The 22,989-nt window shown below is 58.1% G+C and carries 27 protein-coding genes; 24 read left to right on the forward strand and 3 right to left on the reverse strand.

The window, feature by feature from the left end:
- The first annotated feature begins 79 nt into the window (after positions 1–79).
- Both ACSEXS_RS04455 and ACSEXS_RS04460 read left to right on the forward strand, forming a co-directional pair.
- Positions 80–1,027, forward strand: a complete 948-nt coding sequence (locus ACSEXS_RS04455; protein ID WP_438431970.1) for a radical SAM protein — start codon at positions 80–82, stop codon at positions 1,025–1,027.
- A 32-nt stretch (positions 1,028–1,059) separates the two neighbouring features.
- On the forward strand, positions 1,060–2,073 hold the full coding sequence (locus tag ACSEXS_RS04460) for a LacI family DNA-binding transcriptional regulator (RefSeq protein ID WP_438431971.1): 1,014 nt from the start codon (positions 1,060–1,062) through the stop codon (positions 2,071–2,073).
- A gap of 75 nt (positions 2,074–2,148) precedes the next feature.
- Here ACSEXS_RS04460 and ACSEXS_RS04465 read toward each other — a convergent pair whose 3' ends face one another.
- Positions 2,149–2,565, reverse strand: coding sequence for an ImmA/IrrE family metallo-endopeptidase (locus ACSEXS_RS04465; protein ID WP_438431972.1), 417 nt, complete (start codon positions 2,563–2,565; stop codon positions 2,149–2,151).
- A gap of 18 nt (positions 2,566–2,583) precedes the next feature.
- A complete protein-coding gene (locus ACSEXS_RS04470) occupies positions 2,584–3,021 on the reverse strand; it encodes a helix-turn-helix domain-containing protein (RefSeq protein WP_438431973.1) in 438 nt (145 codons plus the stop codon).
- Between the two features lie 211 nt (positions 3,022–3,232).
- Between ACSEXS_RS04470 and ACSEXS_RS04475 the strand changes: the two genes are divergently transcribed.
- The 18 genes from ACSEXS_RS04475 to ACSEXS_RS04560 all read left to right on the forward strand — a co-directional run bounded on the left by ACSEXS_RS04475 (position 3,233) and on the right by ACSEXS_RS04560 (position 16,133).
- Positions 3,233–3,874 carry a DUF1492 domain-containing protein gene (locus ACSEXS_RS04475; RefSeq protein ID WP_438431974.1) on the forward strand — a complete coding sequence of 214 codons (642 nt, stop codon included), beginning with the start codon at positions 3,233–3,235 and terminating at the stop codon, positions 3,872–3,874.
- Positions 3,846–3,965: a LysM peptidoglycan-binding domain-containing protein gene (locus ACSEXS_RS04480; protein ID WP_438431975.1), complete on the forward strand. Its 120-nt coding sequence runs from the start codon at positions 3,846–3,848 to the stop codon at positions 3,963–3,965. The genes ACSEXS_RS04475 and ACSEXS_RS04480 overlap by 29 nt, the downstream gene beginning before the upstream one ends.
- Positions 3,966–3,974: 9 nt before the next feature.
- Positions 3,975–4,949, forward strand: a complete 975-nt coding sequence (locus tag ACSEXS_RS04485; RefSeq protein ID WP_438431976.1) for an XkdQ/YqbQ family protein — start codon at positions 3,975–3,977, stop codon at positions 4,947–4,949.
- A complete protein-coding gene (locus ACSEXS_RS04490; RefSeq protein ID WP_438431977.1) occupies positions 4,949–5,248 on the forward strand; it encodes a DUF2577 domain-containing protein in 300 nt (99 codons plus the stop codon). The genes ACSEXS_RS04485 and ACSEXS_RS04490 overlap by 1 nt, the downstream gene beginning before the upstream one ends.
- Positions 5,245–5,658 carry a DUF2634 domain-containing protein gene (locus ACSEXS_RS04495; protein WP_438431978.1) on the forward strand — a complete coding sequence of 138 codons (414 nt, stop codon included), beginning with the start codon at positions 5,245–5,247 and terminating at the stop codon, positions 5,656–5,658. Before ACSEXS_RS04490 ends, ACSEXS_RS04495 begins: the two co-directional genes overlap by 4 nt.
- Positions 5,651–6,712, forward strand: a complete 1,062-nt coding sequence (locus ACSEXS_RS04500; RefSeq protein WP_438431979.1) for a baseplate J/gp47 family protein — start codon at positions 5,651–5,653, stop codon at positions 6,710–6,712. The genes ACSEXS_RS04495 and ACSEXS_RS04500 overlap by 8 nt, the downstream gene beginning before the upstream one ends.
- A gap of 22 nt (positions 6,713–6,734) precedes the next feature.
- Positions 6,735–7,244 (forward strand): putative phage tail protein, encoded by a 510-nt coding sequence (locus ACSEXS_RS04505; RefSeq protein WP_438431980.1) that lies wholly within the window; start codon positions 6,735–6,737, stop codon positions 7,242–7,244.
- 5 nt (positions 7,245–7,249) lie between these two features.
- Positions 7,250–9,286 (forward strand): pyocin knob domain-containing protein, encoded by a 2,037-nt coding sequence (locus tag ACSEXS_RS04510; RefSeq protein ID WP_438431981.1) that lies wholly within the window; start codon positions 7,250–7,252, stop codon positions 9,284–9,286.
- A 21-nt stretch (positions 9,287–9,307) separates the two neighbouring features.
- Positions 9,308–9,688, forward strand: coding sequence for a hypothetical protein (locus ACSEXS_RS04515; RefSeq protein WP_438431982.1), 381 nt, complete (start codon positions 9,308–9,310; stop codon positions 9,686–9,688).
- A 42-nt stretch (positions 9,689–9,730) separates the two neighbouring features.
- Positions 9,731–9,883 carry a CD1375 family protein gene (locus ACSEXS_RS04520; RefSeq protein ID WP_438431983.1) on the forward strand — a complete coding sequence of 51 codons (153 nt, stop codon included), beginning with the start codon at positions 9,731–9,733 and terminating at the stop codon, positions 9,881–9,883.
- Between the two features lie 44 nt (positions 9,884–9,927).
- Complete coding sequence (locus tag ACSEXS_RS04525) at positions 9,928–10,221, forward strand: hypothetical protein (protein WP_438431984.1); 294 nt, start codon at positions 9,928–9,930, stop codon at positions 10,219–10,221.
- On the forward strand, positions 10,218–10,616 hold the full coding sequence (locus ACSEXS_RS04530) for a hypothetical protein (protein WP_438431985.1): 399 nt from the start codon (positions 10,218–10,220) through the stop codon (positions 10,614–10,616). The genes ACSEXS_RS04525 and ACSEXS_RS04530 overlap by 4 nt, the downstream gene beginning before the upstream one ends.
- A gap of 77 nt (positions 10,617–10,693) precedes the next feature.
- Positions 10,694–11,050: a hypothetical protein gene (locus ACSEXS_RS04535; RefSeq protein ID WP_438431986.1), complete on the forward strand. Its 357-nt coding sequence runs from the start codon at positions 10,694–10,696 to the stop codon at positions 11,048–11,050.
- Complete coding sequence (locus ACSEXS_RS04540; protein WP_438431987.1) at positions 11,050–11,904, forward strand: N-acetylmuramoyl-L-alanine amidase; 855 nt, start codon at positions 11,050–11,052, stop codon at positions 11,902–11,904. Before ACSEXS_RS04535 ends, ACSEXS_RS04540 begins: the two co-directional genes overlap by 1 nt.
- Positions 11,901–12,254 (forward strand): phage holin, encoded by a 354-nt coding sequence (locus ACSEXS_RS04545; RefSeq protein ID WP_438431988.1) that lies wholly within the window; start codon positions 11,901–11,903, stop codon positions 12,252–12,254. Before ACSEXS_RS04540 ends, ACSEXS_RS04545 begins: the two co-directional genes overlap by 4 nt.
- 245 nt (positions 12,255–12,499) lie before the next feature.
- Positions 12,500–13,597, forward strand: coding sequence for a GntR family transcriptional regulator (locus ACSEXS_RS04550; protein ID WP_438431989.1), 1,098 nt, complete (start codon positions 12,500–12,502; stop codon positions 13,595–13,597).
- A gap of 147 nt (positions 13,598–13,744) precedes the next feature.
- A complete protein-coding gene (locus ACSEXS_RS04555; RefSeq protein ID WP_438431990.1) occupies positions 13,745–14,434 on the forward strand; it encodes an L-ribulose-5-phosphate 4-epimerase in 690 nt (229 codons plus the stop codon).
- Positions 14,435–14,468: 34 nt separating this feature from the next.
- Positions 14,469–16,133, forward strand: coding sequence for a ribulokinase (locus ACSEXS_RS04560; protein ID WP_438431991.1), 1,665 nt, complete (start codon positions 14,469–14,471; stop codon positions 16,131–16,133).
- 95 nt (positions 16,134–16,228) lie between these two features.
- Here the strand turns inward: ACSEXS_RS04560 and ACSEXS_RS04565 are convergent, their stop codons facing one another.
- Positions 16,229–17,251 carry a LacI family DNA-binding transcriptional regulator gene (locus tag ACSEXS_RS04565; protein WP_438431992.1) on the reverse strand — a complete coding sequence of 341 codons (1,023 nt, stop codon included), beginning with the start codon at positions 17,249–17,251 and terminating at the stop codon, positions 16,229–16,231.
- 367 nt (positions 17,252–17,618) lie between these two features.
- Here ACSEXS_RS04565 and ACSEXS_RS04570 point away from each other — a divergent pair, with 367 nt between their 5' ends.
- The 4 genes from ACSEXS_RS04570 to ACSEXS_RS04585 all read left to right on the forward strand — a co-directional run bounded on the left by ACSEXS_RS04570 (position 17,619) and on the right by ACSEXS_RS04585 (position 22,899).
- Complete coding sequence (locus ACSEXS_RS04570) at positions 17,619–18,944, forward strand: sugar ABC transporter substrate-binding protein (protein ID WP_438431993.1); 1,326 nt, start codon at positions 17,619–17,621, stop codon at positions 18,942–18,944.
- A gap of 81 nt (positions 18,945–19,025) precedes the next feature.
- Positions 19,026–20,339: a carbohydrate ABC transporter permease gene (locus ACSEXS_RS04575; protein ID WP_438431994.1), complete on the forward strand. Its 1,314-nt coding sequence runs from the start codon at positions 19,026–19,028 to the stop codon at positions 20,337–20,339.
- Positions 20,336–21,172, forward strand: coding sequence for a sugar ABC transporter permease (locus ACSEXS_RS04580; protein ID WP_438431995.1), 837 nt, complete (start codon positions 20,336–20,338; stop codon positions 21,170–21,172). Before ACSEXS_RS04575 ends, ACSEXS_RS04580 begins: the two co-directional genes overlap by 4 nt.
- Positions 21,169–22,899 (forward strand): alpha-amylase family glycosyl hydrolase, encoded by a 1,731-nt coding sequence (locus ACSEXS_RS04585; RefSeq protein WP_438431996.1) that lies wholly within the window; start codon positions 21,169–21,171, stop codon positions 22,897–22,899. Before ACSEXS_RS04580 ends, ACSEXS_RS04585 begins: the two co-directional genes overlap by 4 nt.
- Positions 22,900–22,989: the final 90 nt, after the last annotated feature.

Genomic DNA, 22,989 nt, shown 5'->3' on the forward strand with positions numbered 1-22,989 from the left:
ATAAAATAACACAAGTCAGAGCGGACAATTACGGTATAATGAGACGGTTCATCATGAGAGATTCGGGAGGACTATCGTTATGACCTACAAATCGTTGGAGCTGGCCGCGCTAGAGGACTTCCGGCTGGAAGGCTTGGAGATCGGCGTCACCTCCAACTGCAACTTCAAATGCGATTACTGCTGCGCTTACAACCGCGACGACGGCCAGGCGCTCGACAGCCGCGAAATCATCCGCATCCTCGAAGGCCTGCCGGAGCTGAAGCGGGTCCGCCTATCCGGAGGCGAGGTGACCCTGAAATTCCGGGACTGCGAAGAGGTGGTCGCCTATTGCGCCTCCCGCGGGATTTCGACCCAGCTGAATTCCAACGCCAGCCTGCTGTCCGAGTCCCGGATCGATCGGCTGGAGAAGGCCGGCCTCACCGATCTTCACGTCTCATATAACTTTACGGAGGCGGAGGCGTTCTCCCGGTATTACAAACAGCCGGTCGAGGTCTATGCCAAAATCCAGAACAACCTGCGGCGGTGTGCCGAGAAATCGTTCAACACCGTCGTCGAGACACTGCTGTTCGAGGAAACGGCGGGACGGCTTGCGGCTATACACGAATCCGCTTACGGGCTGGGCGTTCGCATTCATGAAATCCAGAACAGCATCCGGATGGATCACACCGGCTGGTCGGGCATCGCCGCCCGGGATCAGCTGAAGGCTGCCGTCGAGGAGCTGGTGAAGGCGAAACGGGAGGACATGGCCCTGTATTTTACCTGCATGGACCGGTTCGTCGACGAGCTCGGTCTGCCCCGGCAGGAGGGCGTGTACTATTCCAATTGCATCGACGGCAAGACCCAGCTCCACCTGCATGGCAACGGCGATATCCTGATCTGCGAGCTCTGCCATCCCGTCGTAATCGGCAATATCTATGCCGGGACGGAGCTGTCGGAGATTTACCGGAACCGCCCCCAAGCCCTGGACGATTACTTGAATCGGCTTCCCTGTCCGGCGCTTGACGCGCTTTTTCCCTCGAAGGTATGATCGGTTAAATACATCAGTAGGATGGATGCCGGTTGGATAAAAAAATCGTAGATGTCGCCCGCCTGAGCGGAGTGTCCACCGCAACGGTATCCCGCGTGCTCAACAACAGCGGGCTGGTGGCGGAAAAGACCCGAACCAAAGTCTTGCAGGCCATCGAACAACTGAATTATTACCCCAACGCGGCAGCGAAGCACCTGCGTTCCCAGCGAACGCGCGCGATCGGCGTCGTGGTGCAGGACATCAACATCTCCTTCTTCTCCGAGATCATCAAGGGGATTCAGAATGCCGCCTTCGCCGAACAGTACCGGGTCATCGTCTGCGATGCGGACAATTCGCCGGCGAAGGAGCTGGAATACCTGGACCTGCTCCTCAATCGCACGGTGGATGCGATGATCCTGGTCTCCTGCGCGCTTCCCGACGAGGTGCTGGACGAGCTCGCGGCGAAGGGCCATCGGATCGGCCTCGTTTGCCGGCAGAGTCGCAACCCGCTGATTCCGAGCTGCATCACCAACAACGTGGAGTTTTCCGCCGAGGTGGTGCGGCACCTGGCCGAGATGGGGCATCGGCGGATCGCATACATAAGCGGAACCGAGGGCAATACCGACAGCCAGGACCGGATGGAAGGATTCATCCGGTCACTGGCGGAGCGGGGGCTTGCGTTCGATCCGCTTCTCGCCGAGAACGGCCGCTTCAATGAAGCGGGCGGGTATGCCGCGATGAAGCGGCTGATCGCCAAGGGGCTTCCGTTCACGGCCGTCTACGCGGCCAACGACGAAATCGGCCTGGGCGTCTACAAAGCCTGCCGTGAAGCCGGCCTGCGGATTCCCGAGGATATCGCCGTGGTCGGCGTGGACAACAACCGGATCACGGAGTACATCGAGCCCGCGATGAGCACGGTCAGCCAGCCGAAATACCGGCTCGGAGCCGAGCTGACCGGGCTGCTGATCCGGCGGATGGAGCATCCTTCCGAGGAGGACGGGGTGACCGTCCGCGTTCTGGAATCGGAGCTGATCGTGCGCAAGTCCTCCAACTACCAGCGAGATTGACCGATTATCAGTCCGGCCCCGGCGCGCGGTAGAGGCGCACGGGGCCGGTCGCTTTTGCAGAGGCAGTCGGCCGGCTCAGCGGTAATAGCGGAGCATGTCCAGCGGAATGCCGCAGCGCTTGAACAGCAGCTCCGTGGTCTCGCCGGGAGCGGGATCGTCCGAACCCGTCAGCAGGCTGACGGCGAATACATTGGCCTCGCGCTCGATCCGGTCGATCGGGTAAAGCGTATTGCTGCGCAGAAACGGCGTATTCAGCTTGGGGTGGATCAGGCTGTGCCCGAGTTCATGGGCGCAGACGAACCGCTGCCAATCCTCGTCGAGCGCCTGGTTGATATGGATGATCGAAATGCGCTTGAAGGTCGTAAAATAGCCCAGCGTGGCCCCGAGCGGCTCGAAGATCACCGGGATTCCGCGGGCTTCGGCGATCGAAAATGGGTTGTTGGTGCCGTATCGGCGGATGAGCTCCGCGACCGCTTCCTTGATCGTAGGCATGGTTGGGTCCCCTCCGGGTCATTTCTCGCGGTATTTGTGGGGAGTAAACTTTTGCTTGGAGAGCTGCTTCGCGAGTCGCATGGAATTCTCCAGCGAGATGCGAAGCAGCTCTTTCGTTTGCTCGTCCATGGCTTCCCCGTGAAACGACAGCGCCTCCTTGCTCTCCAGATCGTTCATCATCTTCTCCAGATCCTTGGCGATGTCCCGCTCCTCGCGGGGGACGAGCGTGCCCGCGGCAGCGGCGGCGGGCTGGGAATCCGAGCTGCGGCCGAGCAGGAAATCCACGCTGACGCCATGGACTTCCGCCAGCTTGCCGATCATATCGAGATCGGGCCGGGCGATGTTGTTCTCCCAAGCGTTGTAGCGGGCCCGCTTGACGCCGAGCAGGTCGGCCATCTCATCCTGCGTGAGGCGCCTGCGGGCGCGCAGCTCGGACAGGGTTTTGCCGATTTTCATAGGTGCAACTCCTTTGTCCTCTCATTATTGATAATAATGTTATCTATTCCGGCTATTGACGATAATATTATTATCAATTATACTGGGGTAGAAGTCAAGTTCTTCCATTTTCAGGCGAAATGGAGAGCGAAACTGGCTGTGTTGATAATTTAATTATCATTTCTTCCACTTTACTAGATAAAGTAATTACCGTCAAGGAGGAGACCGACGAATGGCGCACGAGCAAGTCATTGAGCAGTTGAAGGGATACAAGCGCATTATAGGGCGGATCAAATACCTGGAGAAGCTTCCGGTGGGCGGAGGCATCCGCTTGAGCACGATCAGCCATGACGATAACCTGCAGGAGCTGCACCGGCAATTGAGGGGAATGCCCTCCTATCTCTATCTGTCCAAGCGCGAACAGGAGCTGGAGACGACGGCCCACGCCTACCTGACCCGCTATCCGGCGGGGGTCAAAGCACAGCTGCGCGAGGTTCAAGGGCTGTACTCCGCCGATGAGGAGGATGAACGGCGGCTCCGCGAGGTGGAGCGTAAAATCCTCAAGGTGCTGGAAACCCGCACCGGCCAGTCGGAGGGCTTCCACGGGGTTCTCGAACGGTTAAGCGAAATTCAGGATCTGGAGCAGGAGAAGGAGCAGGTCGACAACGCCTTGGAGGCGCTCGGCGAATACAAGCCGGAATACGCCGACCTGCTGCGGCTGCGTTATATTGAAGGGAAAGCGGTGGAGCAGGTCGCCGACGACCTGGCGATCTCCCGCGTCACCTTCTTCCGCTGGAAGACGCGGTCGCTCGAGGAATACGCCAAGGTGGCGGGGTGCGACGGCGATGATCTGGAGCGTGGCCCAGCGGTTTAAGCTGACGGTGGCCGGTCTGCAGAAGCTCAACCATATCAGCGACGCGGAGACTCGGCGGCTCGCCGTCGGCCGGGAAATCCGGCTGCACTAGGAGGAAGCCATGCTCGAGATCACACTGGACAACCGCAACGGCAACCTATGGGAGATCGCCTCCATCGCCACGGAGGTTAGCTGGAAAACAAGCCGGATCGGCAAGCCGTCCTCGTTTGAATTTTCGCTGATTCAGGGAAGTCCGTTTCAAGACAGCCGCTTTCAGGTGGAGCCGGGGAACGTGGTGACGGTGCGAAAGGACGGCAAAGGGGTGTTCTTCGGCTACGTCTTCACGATCGATAGCGGAATGGACGAGAAGGTCAAGGTAACAGCCTACGACCAGATCCGTTATCTTCAAGCAAACGATTCCTTCACATTCAAGAATCGGACGGCTGCCCAGATTGTCCGTCAAATTGCCCAGGAACAGAAGCTGGCGGTCGGACGGCTGGACGATACGGGCTTTGTCATCCCGCAGCTCATCGAGAAGGACAAGAAGATGCTCGACGTCATCTATAAGGCTCTGGATCAAACCCTCATCGGGGTGAAGCGGATCTATACCTTTTACGATGATTTCGGGCAGCTTACCCTGCGAAATGCGGAGGATTTGCTGCTCGATTTCTACGTCGGCGACGGAAGCCTCATGACCGGCTATGATTATTCCCGCTCCATCGACAACGAGACGTATAACTACGTCAAGGTTCAGCGGAACAGCGAGCAAAAGGACAAGGAGAACAAGCCGCATGTGGCCAAGGACAGCTCGACGATTGCCAAATGGGGCCTGTTGCAGCTGTATAAATCCATCGACGACAAATACACGCCGGCCCAGGCCGACGAATTGGCGATGAACCTGCTTAAGCTGAATAACCGGGTGCGCAAGACGCTGTCCTTGGAGGCCATCGGCGATCTTCGCGTCCGGGCGGGCTGTTACGTAAGGATCTATGTGGAAGGGCTGGATCTCAACCAGCCCTTTTTGATTGAAGAATGTACACATCAACGGCTGGAAGAGGATATATCGACGATGAAACTGGAATTGAAGGTGATCTGATGAGTCTCTTGGAAACGATCAAACGGGCGGGAATGGACGCGGTTTCGGCCGCCAATCCGGTAGAGCTGCTGTTTGGCACCGTCACCGGCACGGCTCCGCTGGAGGTAGCCCTCAGTCAGCGTTTGACGCTGGACGAGGATTTCCTCGTTATTCCGGAGTCGCTCACTCCCGCCGAGCTGACGATTGGCGGAACGGTTTACCCGCTGCGAAAAGGTCTGGCTGCCGGGGACCGGGTCGCTCTTCTGCAAATGCAGGGGGGCGGCAAGTTTTTGCTGCTGGATAAGGTGGTGAGCGGATGATTCCGGAAGGAGTGACGGTTCCGGCCTCCGCCGCGGAGCAGGAACTGGGCGCGGAAACGAGCCGGACCTACCGGCTCGATCTGGCGAACGGCCGCATAGCCGGGATGGTCGACGGAGTCGACGCGGTTCGGCAGGCGGCGTTTAAGATTTTGCAGACGGAGCGGTTCGATTACCTGATCTACGACGGCGAATATGGCTGCGAGCTGCGTGCGGTGATCGGACTGCCGGGCGTCATCGCCTCTTCCGAGCTCGAGCGGCTCATTCGCGAAGCGCTGCTTGCGGACGACCGAATCACGGATGTGCGCAACCTGAAGATGGAGCGATGGCAGGACGAGACGCGGGTGCAATTCGATGTCGTCACGACGACAGGAAGCTTTGCCATGGAGAAGGAGGTGAGCGGTTTTGTATGAAACGGAAACATATGAAGCGATCTTGAACCGGATGATGGACCAGGTCCCGACCGATGTGGACAAGCGTCAAGGAAGCATTCTGTTCGATGCTCTGGCGCCTGCCGCCGCCGAACTGGCTCAAGCTTACTCGCAGCTGGACGGAATTCTGCGGTTGTTCTCGGCCAGCACCTCCAGCGGAGACTATCTGACCCGACGCGCCGCCGACGACGGCGTGGATCGCAAGGAAGCGAGCCCGGCTAAGTGGAAAGCACGGTTCTTTGACTCCGCCGGACTGGCGTTCGATGTGCCGCTGGGACAGTGGTTCTCCGTCGGCTCGACGCTGTTTGCCGTGGAATCCAAGCTGACGGCGGGGGAATATGTGTTGGTGTGTGAGGCAGCCGGAACCGAGGGCAATCTGGCGACGGGAACTCTCCTGCCCGTCGATTATGTGCCGGGACTGGCTCGCGCCGAGCTGGGCGAGCTGCTCGTTCCGGGGGAAGAGGAGGAATCGGACGAGTCGCTTCGCCAGCGCTACCTGGACCGCAACCGCAACCCGGCCACCAGCGGCAACAAGGCGCAATACCGCGCTTGGGCGCTGGACTATCCGGGCGTGGGGGCCGTTCAAGTGCTGCCGCTGTGGGCGGGAGCCGGCACCGTTAAGGTAGTCATCCTCGACGCGCAGCATCAGCCGGCTTCCGCAGCCTTGGTCGCAGAGCTGCAAAAATACCTGGACCCCAATCCGGGCATGGGGGAAGGCATGGCCCCGCTGGGAGCGGTCGTTACGGTGGCTTCGGCGGCACCGGTCGTGGTCAGTCTGAACGCGACGGTAGTGCTGAACGGCAGCCGTACGCTGGCGCAGGTTCAAGCCGACGCCGCGAGGGCGTTTGCCGAATACCTGCAGAACATCGCTTTCGGCGTGGACCCTTCTCCCAAGTATGCCAAGATAGGAGCTTTGCTGCTCGACATTGACGGCGTTCAGGATTATTCCACGCTGCAGGTTGCGGGAACGACCGGCAACGTGCCGATTGGCGTCGGGCAAGTGGCGGTGCCGGGGACGGTGACAATCCGTGGGTAAGACGGAGGAGCTAAAGGGGCTGTTGCCTGACTTTTATCGCAGCATCCGGGAATTCGAGGCGCTCTTCACCGCGGAAGGCGAAGAGTTGGATGGGCTGTATGCGGCCTCGGACGAGCTGCTGGACCAGTTTTTTGTGACAACCGCAGACTGGGGACTTGCAATCTGGGAAGAAGAACTCGGGATACCGACCGATATCGCCAAGCCGATCGACCAGCGCCGAAGCGTGGTGAACGCCAAGCGCCGGGGAATCGGGAAGGTATCCGCTTCGCTGATTAAGCGGGTTGCGGAAGCCTACGACCGCGGCCGGATTGAAGTGAGCGTTCAACCGGAACTGAAGCAGTTGACCGTAACCTTTGTGGATACGATGGGCTTTCCGCCTAACCTGAACGACCTGAAGGCGGCTGTCGAATCGACGATGCCGGCCCACCTCGCGGCGGTGTACAAATTCCGTTACCTCACTATTGCCGAGGTGGAAAAGCTGACCCTGACCGGGCTGGAAGCCACGACGCTAGACCAATTTGCATGGGGGTGAATCGATTGGCTGCTCCGAAGACAACCAATCTGGGACTGAACAAGGTGGACCGGACCTCTCCGAGTACCACCACCTTTAATACGAAGACTCTGATCGATGACAACGCCGATCTGATCGACGCCAAATTCGGCACGGCGACAGACGGCCACAAGCACGATGGCACCGCCGGAAACGGCCCGAAGCTTGGCAGCTCGGCAATCGCGGACGGCGCTGTAGGAACGGCGGCGCTCGGCGCCAAGAGCGTCACGCAAGCGAAAATCGGCGACAAGGTAGTTGCCGCTGCCCAATTGGCCGACGGCGCCGCGACCGACACGGTGATCGGCAGCCGGACGATTTCCGACACGGTCGCACCGACCGCCGACTCTGGTGCGCCGACGACGTTGTTTGGCTGGTTGGCGAATATGATCAAGCAAATCACGGGCAAGACGAGCTGGCGCACGACTCCGGCGATTACGCTGGAAGCGACGAAGGCGCATGTGGATGCGACCGCGGCTCACGGCAGCACGTCGGCGGCGACGGCGGGAACGATCATGCAGCGCGATGCCAGCGGCCGGGCGAAGGTCGCGGCTCCGTCCGCTGCGGATGATATTGCGCGGAAGGATACGGTGGATGCGGCGATCGCAACTGCAGCTTCCGATGCTACGACCAAGAGCAACGCAGCTCAAGCCAATCTAACGGCCCACATCGGTGCTGGCGGAGCCGTTCATGCGGATGTAACCACAACCACCGACGGGTTCATGATTGCGGCCGACAAGGTGAAACTGGATGGAATTGCTGCAGGGGCTGGCACTGCCGGATCGGCGACGGACTCCGTGATTGGGAGCAGGACCATCTCCGACACGACCGCACCGACTGCCGACGCGGGCACGCCGACGACGCTGTTCGGCTGGCTGGCGAATATGATCAAGCAGATCACGGGGAAGACGAGCTGGCGGACAGCTCCGGCGATCACGCTGGAAGCGGCGAAGACGCAGATTGATGCAGCTAAGGCAAAGGCGGACGCGGCGCTCCCTGCAAGCAGCTACACGGCGGCGGATGTGCTGGCGAAGATATTGACCGTTGATACCGATGCAGCTGGGGTCAATGCAAGTACTCTTCAAGGGATTTCAGGGAATAGCGTATTCGCGATGAGGACAATTCCTAGCGGAACGGACCTCAATGCCGTAGTGACTCCCGGAACGTATAACCTGGGAACTTCAAGTAGCTATACGAATCACCCGGGGGCAGAATTCGAATGGGCAATTCTCGACGTCTCAGCCACCGCGTCCGGCTATATAGTACAAAGACTAACCTGCGTGTTAACTCCCAACCCTATGTGCTTCAGAGCGAGAACGGAAACAGTAAGCGCTTGGAGTTCGTGGAGAAAGATGTGGCACGAAGGAACCGACGGTGTTGACAGCGGACTTGATGCCGATAGAGTTAGAGGTTACATGCCATTGTCAGGGTACTCTAACGAAGCATATATTCCCCTGGTTAACTCAAACGGTGGAACGCTCGAAATTGGCCAATACATTGATTTTCACAAAAAAGATTCAGTTAGAGACTACGATGCTAGGTTGTACTTAGATAGCAATACAAACGCACTCATGATTGATAATACTGCGTATACAATGGGATTTCGCATTAACAACGAACGGCTCGAATATTGGAATGGGGTGAGCTGGATGCCAGCGGCAACTGCTTATACGAGTAAGAAAGTAAGTGTCCAAGCTACTGTTGTAGGAACTATGACGACTCTAGTCTCGCTGTCTGGTCCTGGCGTAGTTAATACTATAGCAGTAACTGCCGGATCAGTACTAGGCATAGAGGTTTGGGTTGACGGAGGGTTATATTACGCATCTACTTCTGGTACCGATAATCTAGCAATAGGTCCCCAAGCATGGGATTCGTCAGGATATATAGCAGCAGTTGATAGCTCCTTACGCACAACAAGAATGTATGGTGACTCTACTATATATTTTAAATCATCGTTTTTGATAAAGGGGTACAAGACGCAAGTAAACAGCATGAGCCCCGAAATTAGAGTAGCGTACGCAAATTAATAATGAAGGGAGTGAGTATCCTTGTACGCTAAATTGAACCCCGAAACGCTTGGTGAAGACGAAAACGGTATGTGGTACAAAGTCGACGAACGCGAAAGCAACGGTAGAGACGTATCGCTCATCTCATTTGAATACATTGAAGAAGCGCGAATAAGCGAAACCCAAGTTGAAGTCGCAACCTACCGATTCAATGAAGGAACTCTTGAGTATGACGAGTTTTCAAAAGAGACGGTTGAGAAGCCCCTCCCACAACCAGGACCTACCGCAGAGCAACAGATAGAAGTGCTCAAGCAGAAGCTGGTAGAAACGGAAGCAACAATGGTACAGCGGGACAAGGAAAACAAAAACGCCCTATTCGAAATCTACAGCATGCTCCTAGCAAACGATGCAAAGTCAATCTAATCTCTTGCCTTTTCTCACCCCTCCACAAAAGGAAGTGATCACATGATCATCGTAATGGCCTCGCTTATCCTCTACGGCGACATCACCTTCGCGCAGGTTCCGGTGAAGTCGCAGCCTGCCGTCAAAGCCCACCTGAACAGCTTGGGCTACGACGAACACGGCCAACCGCTTCCGGCGGCACAGCCGGCCGAATAAGCGCCTATCGAGGCGTTTTTTTTATGGAAAGGGGGAAATCCAGAATGGCAACGACGTTTACCATGAAACGCGGCGATACGTTTCACTATGCCGTGATGTGGGAAGGGGCCGCCCTCTCCGAGCTGCGGTCCCAGATTCGGGATACGTATGGCGGTCTCGTCGCGAATGTCCAGATCGAACCGGCAGCGGCACCGCATACGTTCCGGCTGTCTTTTGACGACACCGCGAACTGGCCGACAGGCGTGCTTCAGACCGACATTCAGCGGACCTCGGCCGGCGGATTAATTGAGAGCACGGAAACCATGACGATAACGGTTGAAAAGGACGTGACGAGATGAGTAACATTCCCGTGCAAGTGATTCCCGGCTCGCTCCCGCTGCCGGTGCGGGTGGGCGGCGACGAGGGACCTCCCGGGCCCCAAGGACCTCAAGGACCGAAGGGTGATAAGGGAGACCAAGGCGATCCCGGTCCGGTGGGTCCCGTAGGGCCGCAAGGCGGATTGCAGATCGTCGAGCAAGAGGCGGACATCGTCAATGTGACGGATTTTAACATGGTGTACCCGGACAGCTCCTGGACGAAGGAGAATACGATGATTCTGGCGGTCAAAGGAGTGCTCGCGAGCGGCGACCTGAAGCAGGTCGGCGGGTATAACGCGACGTTTACGGATTACGGATTTTACGGGTATCTGGGCGGCGAATTCATCTCTGCCAAAATCGTACTGACCAAATTGTGAGAATGGACTGCATGGATTCATACCCTCGGAGCAATTCCGGGGGCTATTTTTATCTCAAAACAAGGAGGTAGGGAGGGATGCCCGAAACGGATCAAGGGGTGCTGATGGAAATTCTGCAGCGGATCACCAAGATTGAGACGAAGATCGAGAATCTCACCAACCTGGACCGGGTGGCGGCGGACGCGTTTGCATTGTCGAACGAGTCGCTGCAATCGTCCAAAGCGGCCCACCTGCGGCTGGACGCCCTGCAAGCGGCCAAGGAGATTGCCGAAGAGGCGAACCGAAGAGCGGCGGAGGCCTTAGCCCAATTGGAAGAGAACGAAGAAGAGCAAAAATGGTTCAAGCGAACCTTCTACGGGGCGACGATCACGGCTGTTGCCGGCATGCTCGTCACCGTGATCTGGACCGCGCTCAAGATGGGAGGGATCCACTGATGAATATTATCCCAAAAGGCAACGCCCACACCAACAGCAGCAGCCGCGACGGCCATGTCCCGTTTGTCATTGTGGACCACATCAGCGCGGGAACCATGGCCAGCATGGACGCTTGGTTTACGTCGCCCGGCAACGAGGTGAGCAGCGCCCACTTCGGCGTGAGCAAGACCGGCGAGATCCACCAGTACGTTACCCTTGATCGCATGGCTTGGGCGAACGGCCTAACGGTGGATGTCATGGCAAAAGCCACTGCACCGATTTTTCGCCAACTTGCACCGGTCAACCCGAACAAGTACAGCGTGAGCATCGAACACGAAGGTTCGGATGGCGAGCTGACGGAAGCACAATTCGCGGCCAGCGTGTGGCTGCACCGGTTCATCGCCGCGGAAGTGAAGCGGCTGTACGGTCAAGCGCTTCCTTTAGATGAGCGGCATGTTATCGGGCACTTTCAGGTGGACCCCGTGCGCAAGCCGTTTTGTCCGGGACCGAAATTTCCTTGGACCCGGCTTTATCAAGCATTAAGAGGGGAGGAACCCGCTATGGACAACAATCCAACCGCTCAAAATTCCAACGCCATCAACGAGCAGCGACTGAAAGCCGTAGAAGCCCGTTGCGCAGAATTGAACGGACAGGTTCAGAGCCTGAAAGCCCAACTGCTCGCCGTGCAAAATATCGGAAAATCCACTCCCGTTCCCGAGTGGGCCAAAGACGCGTTTGCCCACTATTCCGCCTTTATTCACGAGCCGTCCGGGACGGCGGATTTTTGGCGGCTGCTAACGGTTATGTACCGGGCGCAGGCCGCCAGAGCCACAGCTCCGGACAACGAAGTCAAACTGCCAGGAGGCCCTGTATGAAATACATCGAGCCCTATCTGGAGACGCTGGTGACGGCGCTTGCCGGCTTGCTGGTGACCGCCCTCTTGGCGGTCATTGCCACGATTCGCGGCAAGATCGACGGCTGGCTGGCTGCGCGGACGACGGCCGCCGAGCAGCAAATTCTCCATCTGGTCGCCAAGGAAGCCTGCGCCTTGGCCGAGCGGCTGTTCATCGAACAAGGCGGTCCGGAAAAAATGAAGCAGGCGATCGCTTATGCGGCCGAGGAATTCCGGCGCAAGGGCATTGCGGTCAGTCCCGCCAAGCTGGAGGCGGCCATTGAAGCCGCTTGGCTCGATTACCGGGTGAAGGCGAGCACCTCTGCTCATTAACTTAGCCTCATAGCTCGACTTAGTCTTTTTTTCTCCTTCATGGAACCCTTGGAACCCATTCGCCAGCCTCAAGGCGGTCTTCGGACTGCTCGGAGGCTGGCTTTTTTGCGTGCACGTCCCTTCCCCCCGATCAACCTTCCCCTTCTCTGAGATGTCTGTTTTCCTGGCTCCCAACCTTGTCTTGTACGGACAACGGCCGATTTGCTACAATAGAAACAGACATTGCGAAGGGCAGCGAACAGTCGATGAAAAAAGCGGAACCCAAATACCAGCAATTGAAAAAGGCGCTCGCGGCGGAGATCGGCAGCGGCCAGCGCAAGCCGGGAGACCTGCTCCCCTCGGAATTCGAGCTGGCCGACCGGTTCGGCTTCAGCCGCCAGACCGTCCGGCAGGCGATCGGCGAGCTCGTGCAGGAAGGCCTGCTGCGGCGGGTGCAGGGAAAAGGCACCTTTGTCGCCGAGACGCGCACGGCTCAAGCCGACTTGCAGACGATCGGGATCGTCACCACGTATATCTCCGATTACATCTTTCCCCAGATCGTCCGGGGGGCGGAGGGAACGCTGCGCGAGAACGGCTATCGGCTGCTCCTGGCCAGCACCGACAACGACAAGGGGAAGGAGCGGGAATGCCTGGAGATGATGATGAGCCATCCGCTGAAGGGGCTGATCATCGAGCCGACCAAGAGCGCGACGGGCAACCCTAACCTCGCCTATTACCTGGAGCTGGACAATCGGGCCATTCCCTATCTGATGATCAACGAACGCTACAGCGAATTGCAGTGCCCGGTGCTGAAAATGGACGACGAGCAAGCCGGCTATGTTGCGGCGGAACACCTGTTGAAGCTTGGACACCGCCGGATCGCCGGTTTTTTCAAGACGGACGACCTGCAGGGCCTGAACCGGCTGCGCGGATTCATCCGGGCTCATCGCGAGCAGGGAGCCGAGCTGGCCTCGCGTTATGTCGTTCAGTACACCACGGAGCAAAAAGCGGATATGCCTTTCGAACGGGCGCTCGCGCTCCTGAAGGAAGCGGACGGGCGGCCGACGGCGTTCGTCTGCTACAACGACGAATTGGCGGTCCGGCTCCTGGAGGCCGCGCGTCGACTGAACCTGAATGTTCCGGCCGATTTGTCGGTGGTCGGCTTCGACGATTCGTTCCTCGCGACCGCCACCGAGGTCAAGCTGACGACGGTTTCCCATCCCAAGCCGGAGATGGGCGTGAAGGCGGCGGAGCTGCTGCTCGGGATGATCGGAGCCGGCTCAGGCGGTACGGTCTCCGACCAGGTATACCGGCCGGAGCTGATCGTGCGGGAATCGACCGCTCGCCCGGCCGACTTGGATTAACGCAGCGCAACTGCGTTAGCCCGGATATTTCCATCCGCTGTTCCCCGACGGGAGCGGCGGTTTTTTTCTGTTTTCAGGGCTGTTCATACTTGTACGTACAAGTTATAATGGGAAGGAGAACGCGAAACGGAAAGGAGTGTCATACGCATGCTGGAGCATTTGAAGGAAGAGGTTTGGCGCGCCAATATGGACCTGCCCAAGTACGGGCTTGTGACCTTTACGTGGGGAAATGTAAGCGGTATCGACCGGGAGAGCGGACTCGTGGTCATCAAACCGAGCGGCGTCAGCTACGAGTCGATGAAAAGCGAGGATCTCGTCGTGGTGGACCTGGACGGCAACGTGGCCGAAGGCCACTACAAGCCCTCCTCCGATACGGCGACGCATCTTGCACTCTACCGGGCGTATCCCGGCCTGGGCGGAATCGTTCACACCCATTCGCCGGAGGCGACCTCCTGGGCGCAGGCCGGACGGGCGATCCCGGCATTCGGAACGACGCACGCCGACTATTATTACGGCGAGATTCCCTGCACCCGGCCGATGACGCCGGATGAGATCGAAGGAGCCTACGAGCGGGAGACCGGAGCGGTCATCATCGAGCGGCTAGGCGATACCGACCCGCTCACCATGCCGGCGGTGCTCGTCCACGGACACGCTCCGTTCGTCTGGGGCAAGTCGGCGGAGGAGGCGGTGCACAATGCCGTCGTCTTGGAAGAAGTGGCGAAGATGGCGTTTCGGACGGTGCTCTTGAATCCGCAAGCGCAGCCGATCAGCCGGGAGCTGCTTGACCGCCACTATTTGCGCAAGCACGGAGCCGGAGCTTACTACGGCCAGAAGTAATTCATTCATGCCCATGGGAAAGGGAGAGACCGTCATGAACTATGCCATTGGAGTCGATTACGGAACGGAATCCGGAAGAGCGGTACTGGTCAGCCTGAACGACGGAGCGGAGATTGCCGAGCACGTGGTGCCGTATCCGCACGGCGTTATCGACGAGGTGCTGCCATCCTCGGGCGAGAAGCTGCCGCCCGACTGGGCCTTGCAGCACCCGGACGATTACCTGGAGGTGCTGCGGCAGGCGATCCCGGCCGTGATGAAGGCTTCCGGCATCGCGCCGGCAGACGTAATCGGCCTCGGCATCGACTTTACCGCCTGCACCATGCTTCCCATCGACGCAGCCGGCGAGCCGCTGTGTTTGAAGCCGGAGTGGAGCAAGCACCCGCACAGCTGGGTGAAGCTGTGGAAGCATCACGCCGCCCAGGAGGAAGCGAACCGCATCAACGAGATCGCGGCGGAGCGCGGGGAGATCTTCCTGCCCCGTTACGGCGGCAAGCTGTCCTCCGAATGGATGCTCGCCAAGGTGTGGCAGATCCTGAACGAAGCGCCGGAGATTTACGACGAAGCGGACCAGTTCCTGGAAGCCACGGACTGGGTCATCTCCCGCATGACCGGCGAGATTCGCCGCAACAGCTGTACTGCCGGGTACAAGGCGGTCTGGCACAAGCGCGACGGATATCCGTCCGAAGCGTTCTTCCGGGCGCTCGATCCCCGGCTGGAAAAGCTCGCCGACACCAAGCTGCGCGGCGAAGTCGTTCCGCTCGGCACCCGGGCGGGCGGCTTGACGCCGGAGATGGCGGAAGCGCTGGGCCTCCTTCCGGGCATCGCCGTCGCCGTCGGCAATGTGGACGCCCATGCGGCGGTTCCGGCGGCCGGCGTGACCACGCCGGGCAAGCTGGTGATGGCGATGGGGACCTCCATCTGCCACATGCTGCTCGGCACGGAGGAGAAGGAAGTCGAGGGCATGTGCGGCGTGGTCGAGGACGGCATCATTCCCGGGTATTTCGGCTATGAAGCCGGACAATCCGCCGTCGGCGATATTTTCGCCTGGTACGTCGATGAGGCGGTACCGGCTTATGTCAAGGAAGCGGCCGAGCGGGAGGGCACCAACGTCCACGCCTGGCTGGAGCAGAAAGCCTCCGCCTACCGTCCCGGCGAGACCGGGCTGCTCGCGCTCGATTGGTGGAACGGCAACCGGTCCGTGCTGGTGGATACCGACTTGACCGGCTTGATCGTCGGCCTCACGCTCCTCACCAAGCCGGAGGAAATCTACCGCACGCTGCTCGAAGCCACCGCATTCGGCACCCGGAAGATCGTCGATGCCTTCCATTCGAACGGCGTCTCCGTTGACGTGCTGTATGCCTGCGGCGGGCTGCCGCAGAAGAACCGCCTGCTGATGCAAATCTACGCCGATGTCACGGGACGCGAGATTCGGGTGGCGGCCTCCAAGCAGACTCCGGCGCTTGGAGCGGCGATGTTCGCCGCGGTGGCGGCCGGCAAGGAAGCGGGAGGGTTCGACAGCATCGTCGACGCGGCGGAAAAGATGGCCCGCATCCGCGAGGAGAGCTACAAGCCGATTCCCGAGAACGTAGCCGTGTACGACAAGCTTTATCAAGAATACAGCCTGCTGCACGACTATTTCGGACGCGGCGCCAATGACGTGATGAAGCGGCTGAAGGCGATCAAGGAAGCGGCCCGATAACCGAAGCTTCTCTATAAGTAACCCAATTCAAAAAGGCTCCCCTTACCGCACCTGTTCCGCGGTAGGGGGAGCCTTTGACTTACGCTGCAAATCAATCACCCGATCCGGTAAAGCGAAGATTCACGGACGATCAGGCGGTGAGGGATGATCAGCCGGTTTTGCGGCGTCGGCTCGCCTTTTACAATCTTGTGCAGCAGCTGGGAAGCGGTGTAACCGAGTTCATAAATCCCGATGTCGATGCTGGTAAGCGGTGGCGAGGTCAGCTCGGTGACGGCGATGTTGTTGAAGCCGACCAGGCTGATGTCCTGCGGCACCCGGACGCCGAGCTCGGTCAGTCCGCGCAGGACGCCGAATGCGACCATGTCGTCGATGACGACAAAGGCCGTGGGCCGTTCCGGCTGGCTCATGATCAGCGACATGGCGCGGTAACCGCTTTCTTGAAGGAAATCGCCTTCGACGATCCATTCAGGATGGAGGGTAATTCCGGCGCTCTCCAGGGCTTGGGTATACCCGGTGCGACGGTCCTCGGACACGACGAGGTTCGGCGGGCCGCTGACGAAGCCGATGCGCTTATGCCCTTGGTCGATCAGGTGACGGGTGGCGTCATAGGCGGCTTGGCGGTTATCCGTGTCGACGGTGAAGATCGGGGTCTCATAATTGCTGCGTCCGACGAGTACGAACGGGAAATCCTGCTTTTGCAAGAACTCGATGGTCGGGTCCTCCTTGCGGGAGTACAGCAGCAGGATGCCGTCCACCTTGCGTCCGCGAACCAGACGGGAGACGGCGTCCACCTCTTCACGCTCCGTCGCCCCGGTGGTCATCATCAGGTCGATTTCCGAGCGGGAGCACTGAGTGAGAATGCCCCGGATCAGCTCGGAGAAGAAGTGGTTCAGGAACAGCTCCTCCGCCGGTTTGGGCAAAACCAGACCGATGGAATTTGTCGTTTTGGAAACGAGGCTTTTGGCTATGCTATTGGGTACGTAACCCAGTTCTTCCATGATGGCGCGTATCCGCTCCGTGGTCTCCGTGCTGATCCGCGAGCTGCCGGAAATGACGCGTGAAACCGTGGAGGGAGAGACTCCGGCTTTCTTGGCTACATCGATAATGGTCACAGCCATGTGGGTTCCTCCCATGTGTACAAACGTTTGTCCTCCCTGATACTCTAAACTAATTTGCGCAACATGTAAACAGGGGATGGTTTTTCCGGGCTCAATCGAAAATGCAAGAAATTAAGAGTTATCGAGAAAATGGGCGATTTTGAAAGATCGAACGGGATTTATTGGCTATATTGGCAAAACAAAAACCTTTGATGCAATTGCACTTTGGTGTATGATTCATTTGCACAGCATGAAGCGCTTTCAGTTGCGCAAATGAGAACAAGCAGGAAGCAAAATAACCCCAACTCTACAAAAAAGGTTCTCGTTTGCACAAACGTTTGCCTTAAACCGGCAAAAATATTTTTAATTTCGAAAGGTGGGTCTTTCAGTGAATTTAAAGAAAGCGGCAACATTCGCCATGGCAGTTTCGATGGTGGCCACGATGACGGCTTGCGGCAGCAAGAGTGAAAGCGGCTCCAGCGCTTCCCCGGAAAACTCTACGGCGCCTTCGGCATCGGCGGCTCCTTCCGCCTCCACGGCTCCCGCGCAATCTGCGGCACCGGCCATTACCCCGGAAGCGGGCGCCACTCTGAAGATCTGGGAAGATAAGCCGCAGCAAGGCTTCCTGGACGCTCGTCTCAAGGATTTCACCGATAAGTACGGAGTGAAGGTTACGTTCGAAGAGCTGCCTCCGACGGATCAGGTCACGAAGCTGACGACGGACGGCCCGGCCGGACTTGGCGCCGACGTTGTCGTATTCCCCCACGACCAGGTTGGCCGTGCCGCTCAAGCGGGTCTGATCCTGCCCAATGACGTATTCGCCGACGAAGTAACCGCTGCCAACTCGGAGAAGGCCGTCAAGGCCGTCACGTTCGAGAACATCTTGTACGGCTATCCATACAACAACGAAACCTATGCCATGTTCTACAACAAGAAACTGTTCCCGACGCCTCCTGCCACGTTTGACGAAATCGTCAATTTTGCCAAGACCTACAACGATCCCAAGAACAACAAATACACGCTGATGTGGGAGCTGCAGCAGTTCTACTACGACTTTGGCTTCCTGGCTACAACGGGCGGCTATGTCTTCGGCAGCGACAACACCAACAAGGACGACATCGGGCTGAACAACGAAGGAGCCATCGAAGGCGCCAAATTCATGCAGTCCCTGAAGTCTACGGTGCTTCCGGTTAAGACCGGCGATGTGAGCGGCGATATCAAGAACGGTTTGTTCCAGGCCGGCACCCTGGCATTGGACATTAACGGACCGTGGAGAATCAGCGATTACAAGAAAGCGGGCGTTGATTTCGGAGTAGCTCCGCTGCCTTCGTTCAACGGCAAGCCGATGTCCTCGTTCTCCGGTGTTAAGGCCTACTATGTCAACGCCAACACGAAGTATCCGAACGCTTCCAAGCTGCTGGCTGAATTCCTCTCCAGCAAGGAATCGCAGATGAAGAACTTCGAGATGACCGGCAACCTGCCTTCCAACAAAGAAGTGGCCGCCGATCCGAAGGTCACCGGCGATCCGATCACCCAAGCGTTCCTGAAGCAGTTTGAAAACTCCGTTCCGATGCCGGCTCTCGCCGAGATGGCCAGCGTATGGGGACCGATTACCTCCGCGATGACCGATATCTGGGACGGCGGCAAGGATGTTAAGTCTTCCTTGGACAATGCCGTAACGCAGATCAAGGATGCCATGAAAACCTCCAAATAACAGACAGCCGATTGAAGGGAATCACCCGCCGGGAGGTACCGGCGGGTGATTCCGACATACCGTGGAGAGGAGCCGTACGCCATGAAGCAGCACCGTAAAATGGCTGCCATTTTGTCCGTATTGGTCCAAGGGTTAGGCCAATTCTATAACGGACAGCGAATCAAAGGGTTATTCCTTGCCGCCATCGAAGCGTTGGGCCTGGTTTATTTGATTCCGAGGTTCGGCCATGCGATCTGGGGGTTGACCACCCTGGGCGAGAAGACGCAAAAGTTCGTGAAGGTCAACAATTCGACCGTGCTCCAGAAAGGCGACCATTCCATCTTCCTGCTGCTCGATGGCATGATCGTTCTGATCGTGTTCCTCATCTTTGCGCTCATTTATATCCTGAACATTCATGACGCCTATCAAACGGGGAAGCTCCGGGATGAAGGCAAAGAACCTGCAGGCTTTAAGAAATCCGTCAATAACCTGACGGATAACTATTTTCCTCATTTAATGCTCTCCTTGCCGGCACTCGGTGTTTTGTTTTTCACCATCATGCCGATCTTGTTTACGATTCTCCTGGCTTTCACCAACTACTCGGCACCTGACCATATTCCGCCGGCCAAGCTGGTCGATTGGGTCGGTTTTCGCACGTTCGGCGACCTGATTCAACTGAAATCCTGGAAAGATACCTTTTTTGGCGTTCTGTGGTGGACGATTGTTTGGGCCATTGCGGCCACGGTTACGACTTACTTTGGAGGCATCCTGGTCGCCTTGCTGATCGAGCAAAAGGGCATCCGATTCAAGAAGCTCTGGCGTACGATCCTGATTCTTCCTTATGCCGTTCCTCAAGTCATCTCCCTGCTGATTATGAGGAACTTGTTTAACGGCCAATTCGGGCCCATTAATCAATATTTCAAAGCGTTTGGACTGGATGGACTCCCTTGGCTGACCGATCCTTTCTGGGCCAAAGTGACGGTCATTGTCGTCAACATGTGGGTCGGCATTCCGGTAAGCATGGTTCTGATTCTCGGCGTATTGACCTCGATTCCGAAGGATCTGTACGAAGCGGCCGAAGTGGATGGGGCGACCCCTTTCCAGAAGTTCCGGATCATCACGCTGCCGTTCATTCTGTTCACGACGATACCGGTGCTCATCATGCAGTTCGCGGGCAACATCAACAACTTCAACGTCATCTTCCTGTTGACCAACGGAAATCCGATGAAGGGCGAATATCAATACGCGGGAGCCACGGACTTGCTGGTCACCTGGTTGTACAAACTGACGCTGGACAACAGCAAGTTCAACATGGCCGCCGCGATCGGAATCATCATCTTCCTCATTATCGCCTCGTTCTCCATTTGGAATTTCCGACGTTCGCGGTCGTTTAAAGAGGAGGATATGATCCAATGAGGAAAAAGCAAAGTGTTGTTGGACTGACCGTCAGCTACTTGCTGCTGATTGTGATTTCCGTTATCGCGATCTATCCCGTGCTGTGGATTACCTTGGCCTCGTTCCGGCCGGGTACGGCCCTGTACAGCCCGCATTTTTTACCCGATCACTTCTCGCTGGTTCACTATAAAGAGCTGTTCACGACCAGCACCTTCCCGTATGGCACCTGGTACCTGAACACCTTGAAGATCGCGACGTTTTCGATGATTCTCTCGACCTTCCTGGTCACGCTCGGCATGTACTCGTTGTCCCGGTTCCGCTTCAAGGGCCGGCAGACGGCGCTCACGCTGATGCTGGTGCTGGGCATGTTCCCCAGCTTCATGAGCCTCACCGCGATCTACATCATTCTGATGCAGATCAACTTGCTGGACACCCACACGGCGATCGTGCTCGTGTATTCCTGCGGTGCGGTGCTGGGCGGGTTCATCGTCAAGGGGTTCTTCGATACCATTCCGCGCAGCCTGGATGAAGCCGCCCGCATTGACGGAGCCGGCCACATGAAGATCTTTACCCGGATCATTCTGCCGCTGTCCCGTCCGATGTTGACCTACGTCGCGCTGACGAGCTTCGTGGGGCCGTGGATGGACTTCATCTTCGCCAGACTGGTTCTCCGCACGAAGGAAAAATGGACGGTTGCCGTCGGCATGTGGGATTTGGTCAGCCGGTATCAGGACAGCAACTTCACCCTGTTTGCCGCCGGTGCGGTGCTGATCGCCATTCCGATCACCCTGCTGTTCTTCTTCCTGCAGCGCTTCCTCGTGCAGGGGCTGACGTCGGGAGCAAACAAAGGATGAGCCGGCTTCGGTATCCGTTACAACGTTGGCAAGGGAACCGAATTTCGGTTCCCTCTTTCAACTGGCGCCGGGGAATTTCCGCCGCCGCTTTGGCCTTGCTGCTCGCCGGGAGCGGGGGCCTTTCCGGCTGCAGCCGGGATGCCGATACGGCGGCGAAGGCCAGCCGCAGCCCATCCGCCGCTCCCGTCGCCTCCGCACCGGCGGCGAGCCAAGCGCCTGCGGCCACGCCGGTCCCATCGGCGGCCGCAACCCATCAGCAGCCGTCCACCGCTTATTATGAAATCTTCGTGCGGTCCTTCTCCGATTCGAACGGCGACGGCATCGGCGACCTCAACGGGGTGACGGCGAAGCTGGATTACCTCAAAGACCTCGGCATCGGCGGCATCTGGCTGATGCCGATCCTGAAGTCGCCGAGCTATCACGGCTATGATACTTCCGATTACTATGCCATCAATCCGGACTACGGCACCCTCGAGGACCTGAACCGTTTGACCGAGGAGGCCCATAAGCGGGGCATTCAGGTTATCATGGACTTCGCGGCCAATCATACCAGCACAGCCAACCCTTGGTTTGTCGACTCGGCCAAAGGGAAGGAGAGCAAGTACCGCAGCTGGTATCAGTGGGCGGAGGACGAGGGCGTTCAGCCGGTCGGAACGAGCGCAGCCAGCTCTGGCAACCCCTGGCACGAGAAGAATGGCTCTCATTACCTCGGCATCTTCTCGGACACGATGCCCGATCTCAACCTGGACAACCCGGAGGTCCGCGCCGAATTGATCAAGGCCGGCCAATTCTGGCTGAAGCAGGGCTTGGACGGCCTGCGCCTCGATGCGGCGAAGCATATCTACGAAGACTTCGGGGACCAGAAAGGCAAGCCGGAGATTTATGCCAAGAACGCCGAGTGGTGGCAGGCATTCCGGGCGGGTCTGAATGAGGTAAACCCGAACGCCTATCTGGTTGGGGAAGTCTGGGACAGCGCCGCCGCATCCGGTCCGCTGCTGAACAAGGCGCTGAACGGCACGTTCAATTTCGATCTGGCGAAGCTGCTTCTCGCCTCGGCCCGCTCCGAGTCCGCGTCCGATATCGCCGGACGGTTGGATACGGTGTATACGTATTTCGACAAAACCTCGCAAGGCACATTCATCGATGCGCCGTTTCTGACCAATCACGACCAGAACCGGGTGATGTCGGAAGTGCAGAACAACCTGGATCATGCGAAGATGGCCGCCGGTCTCCTGTTGACGCTGCCGGGCAACCCTTTCCTTTACTACGGCGAGGAAATCGGCATGCGCGGAGCGAAGCCCGACGAGCAGATCCGCGAGCCCATGCTGTGGAATGCGGGCGGGAAGCCGGGCAAGGGACAGACGGCGTGGGAGCCGATCCGTGCCAATGCCGACAATCCGCCTTCGGTCGAGGAGCAGCTCGCCGATTCGGGCTCGCTCTTGAACCGCTACAAGACCTTGTTGAAATGGCGGAGCGAGGAGCCTGCCTTGAAGAATGGCGGCATCGCCGGGCTTGACACGGGAGTCGAGGCGGTCGCCGGTTTCTATCGGACGACGCCGCAGGAGAAGGTGCTCGTGCTGCACAACCTTTCCGGGAAGGCGCAGTCCGTCTCCCTTCAGCAGCTTGAATTTACGCCCGCCGGGGTTGAATTTGCTACGTCCGGCGAGACGAAGCTGGAGAAGGAAGCGATCCAGCTTCCGCCGTATACCTCTGTGGTCCTGAAGTAAGATCCTCGAATCGAAAATAGGCAAATGTAAAAGCCTCGGCTTGCGGCATCTTGGGTTCCGTATCACGGAAATCCAGGCCGCAGGCCGAGG

It is taken from the genome of Gorillibacterium terrae (assembly GCF_051594785.1).
GTDB lineage: Bacteria > Bacillota > Bacilli > Paenibacillales > NBRC-103111 > Gorillibacterium.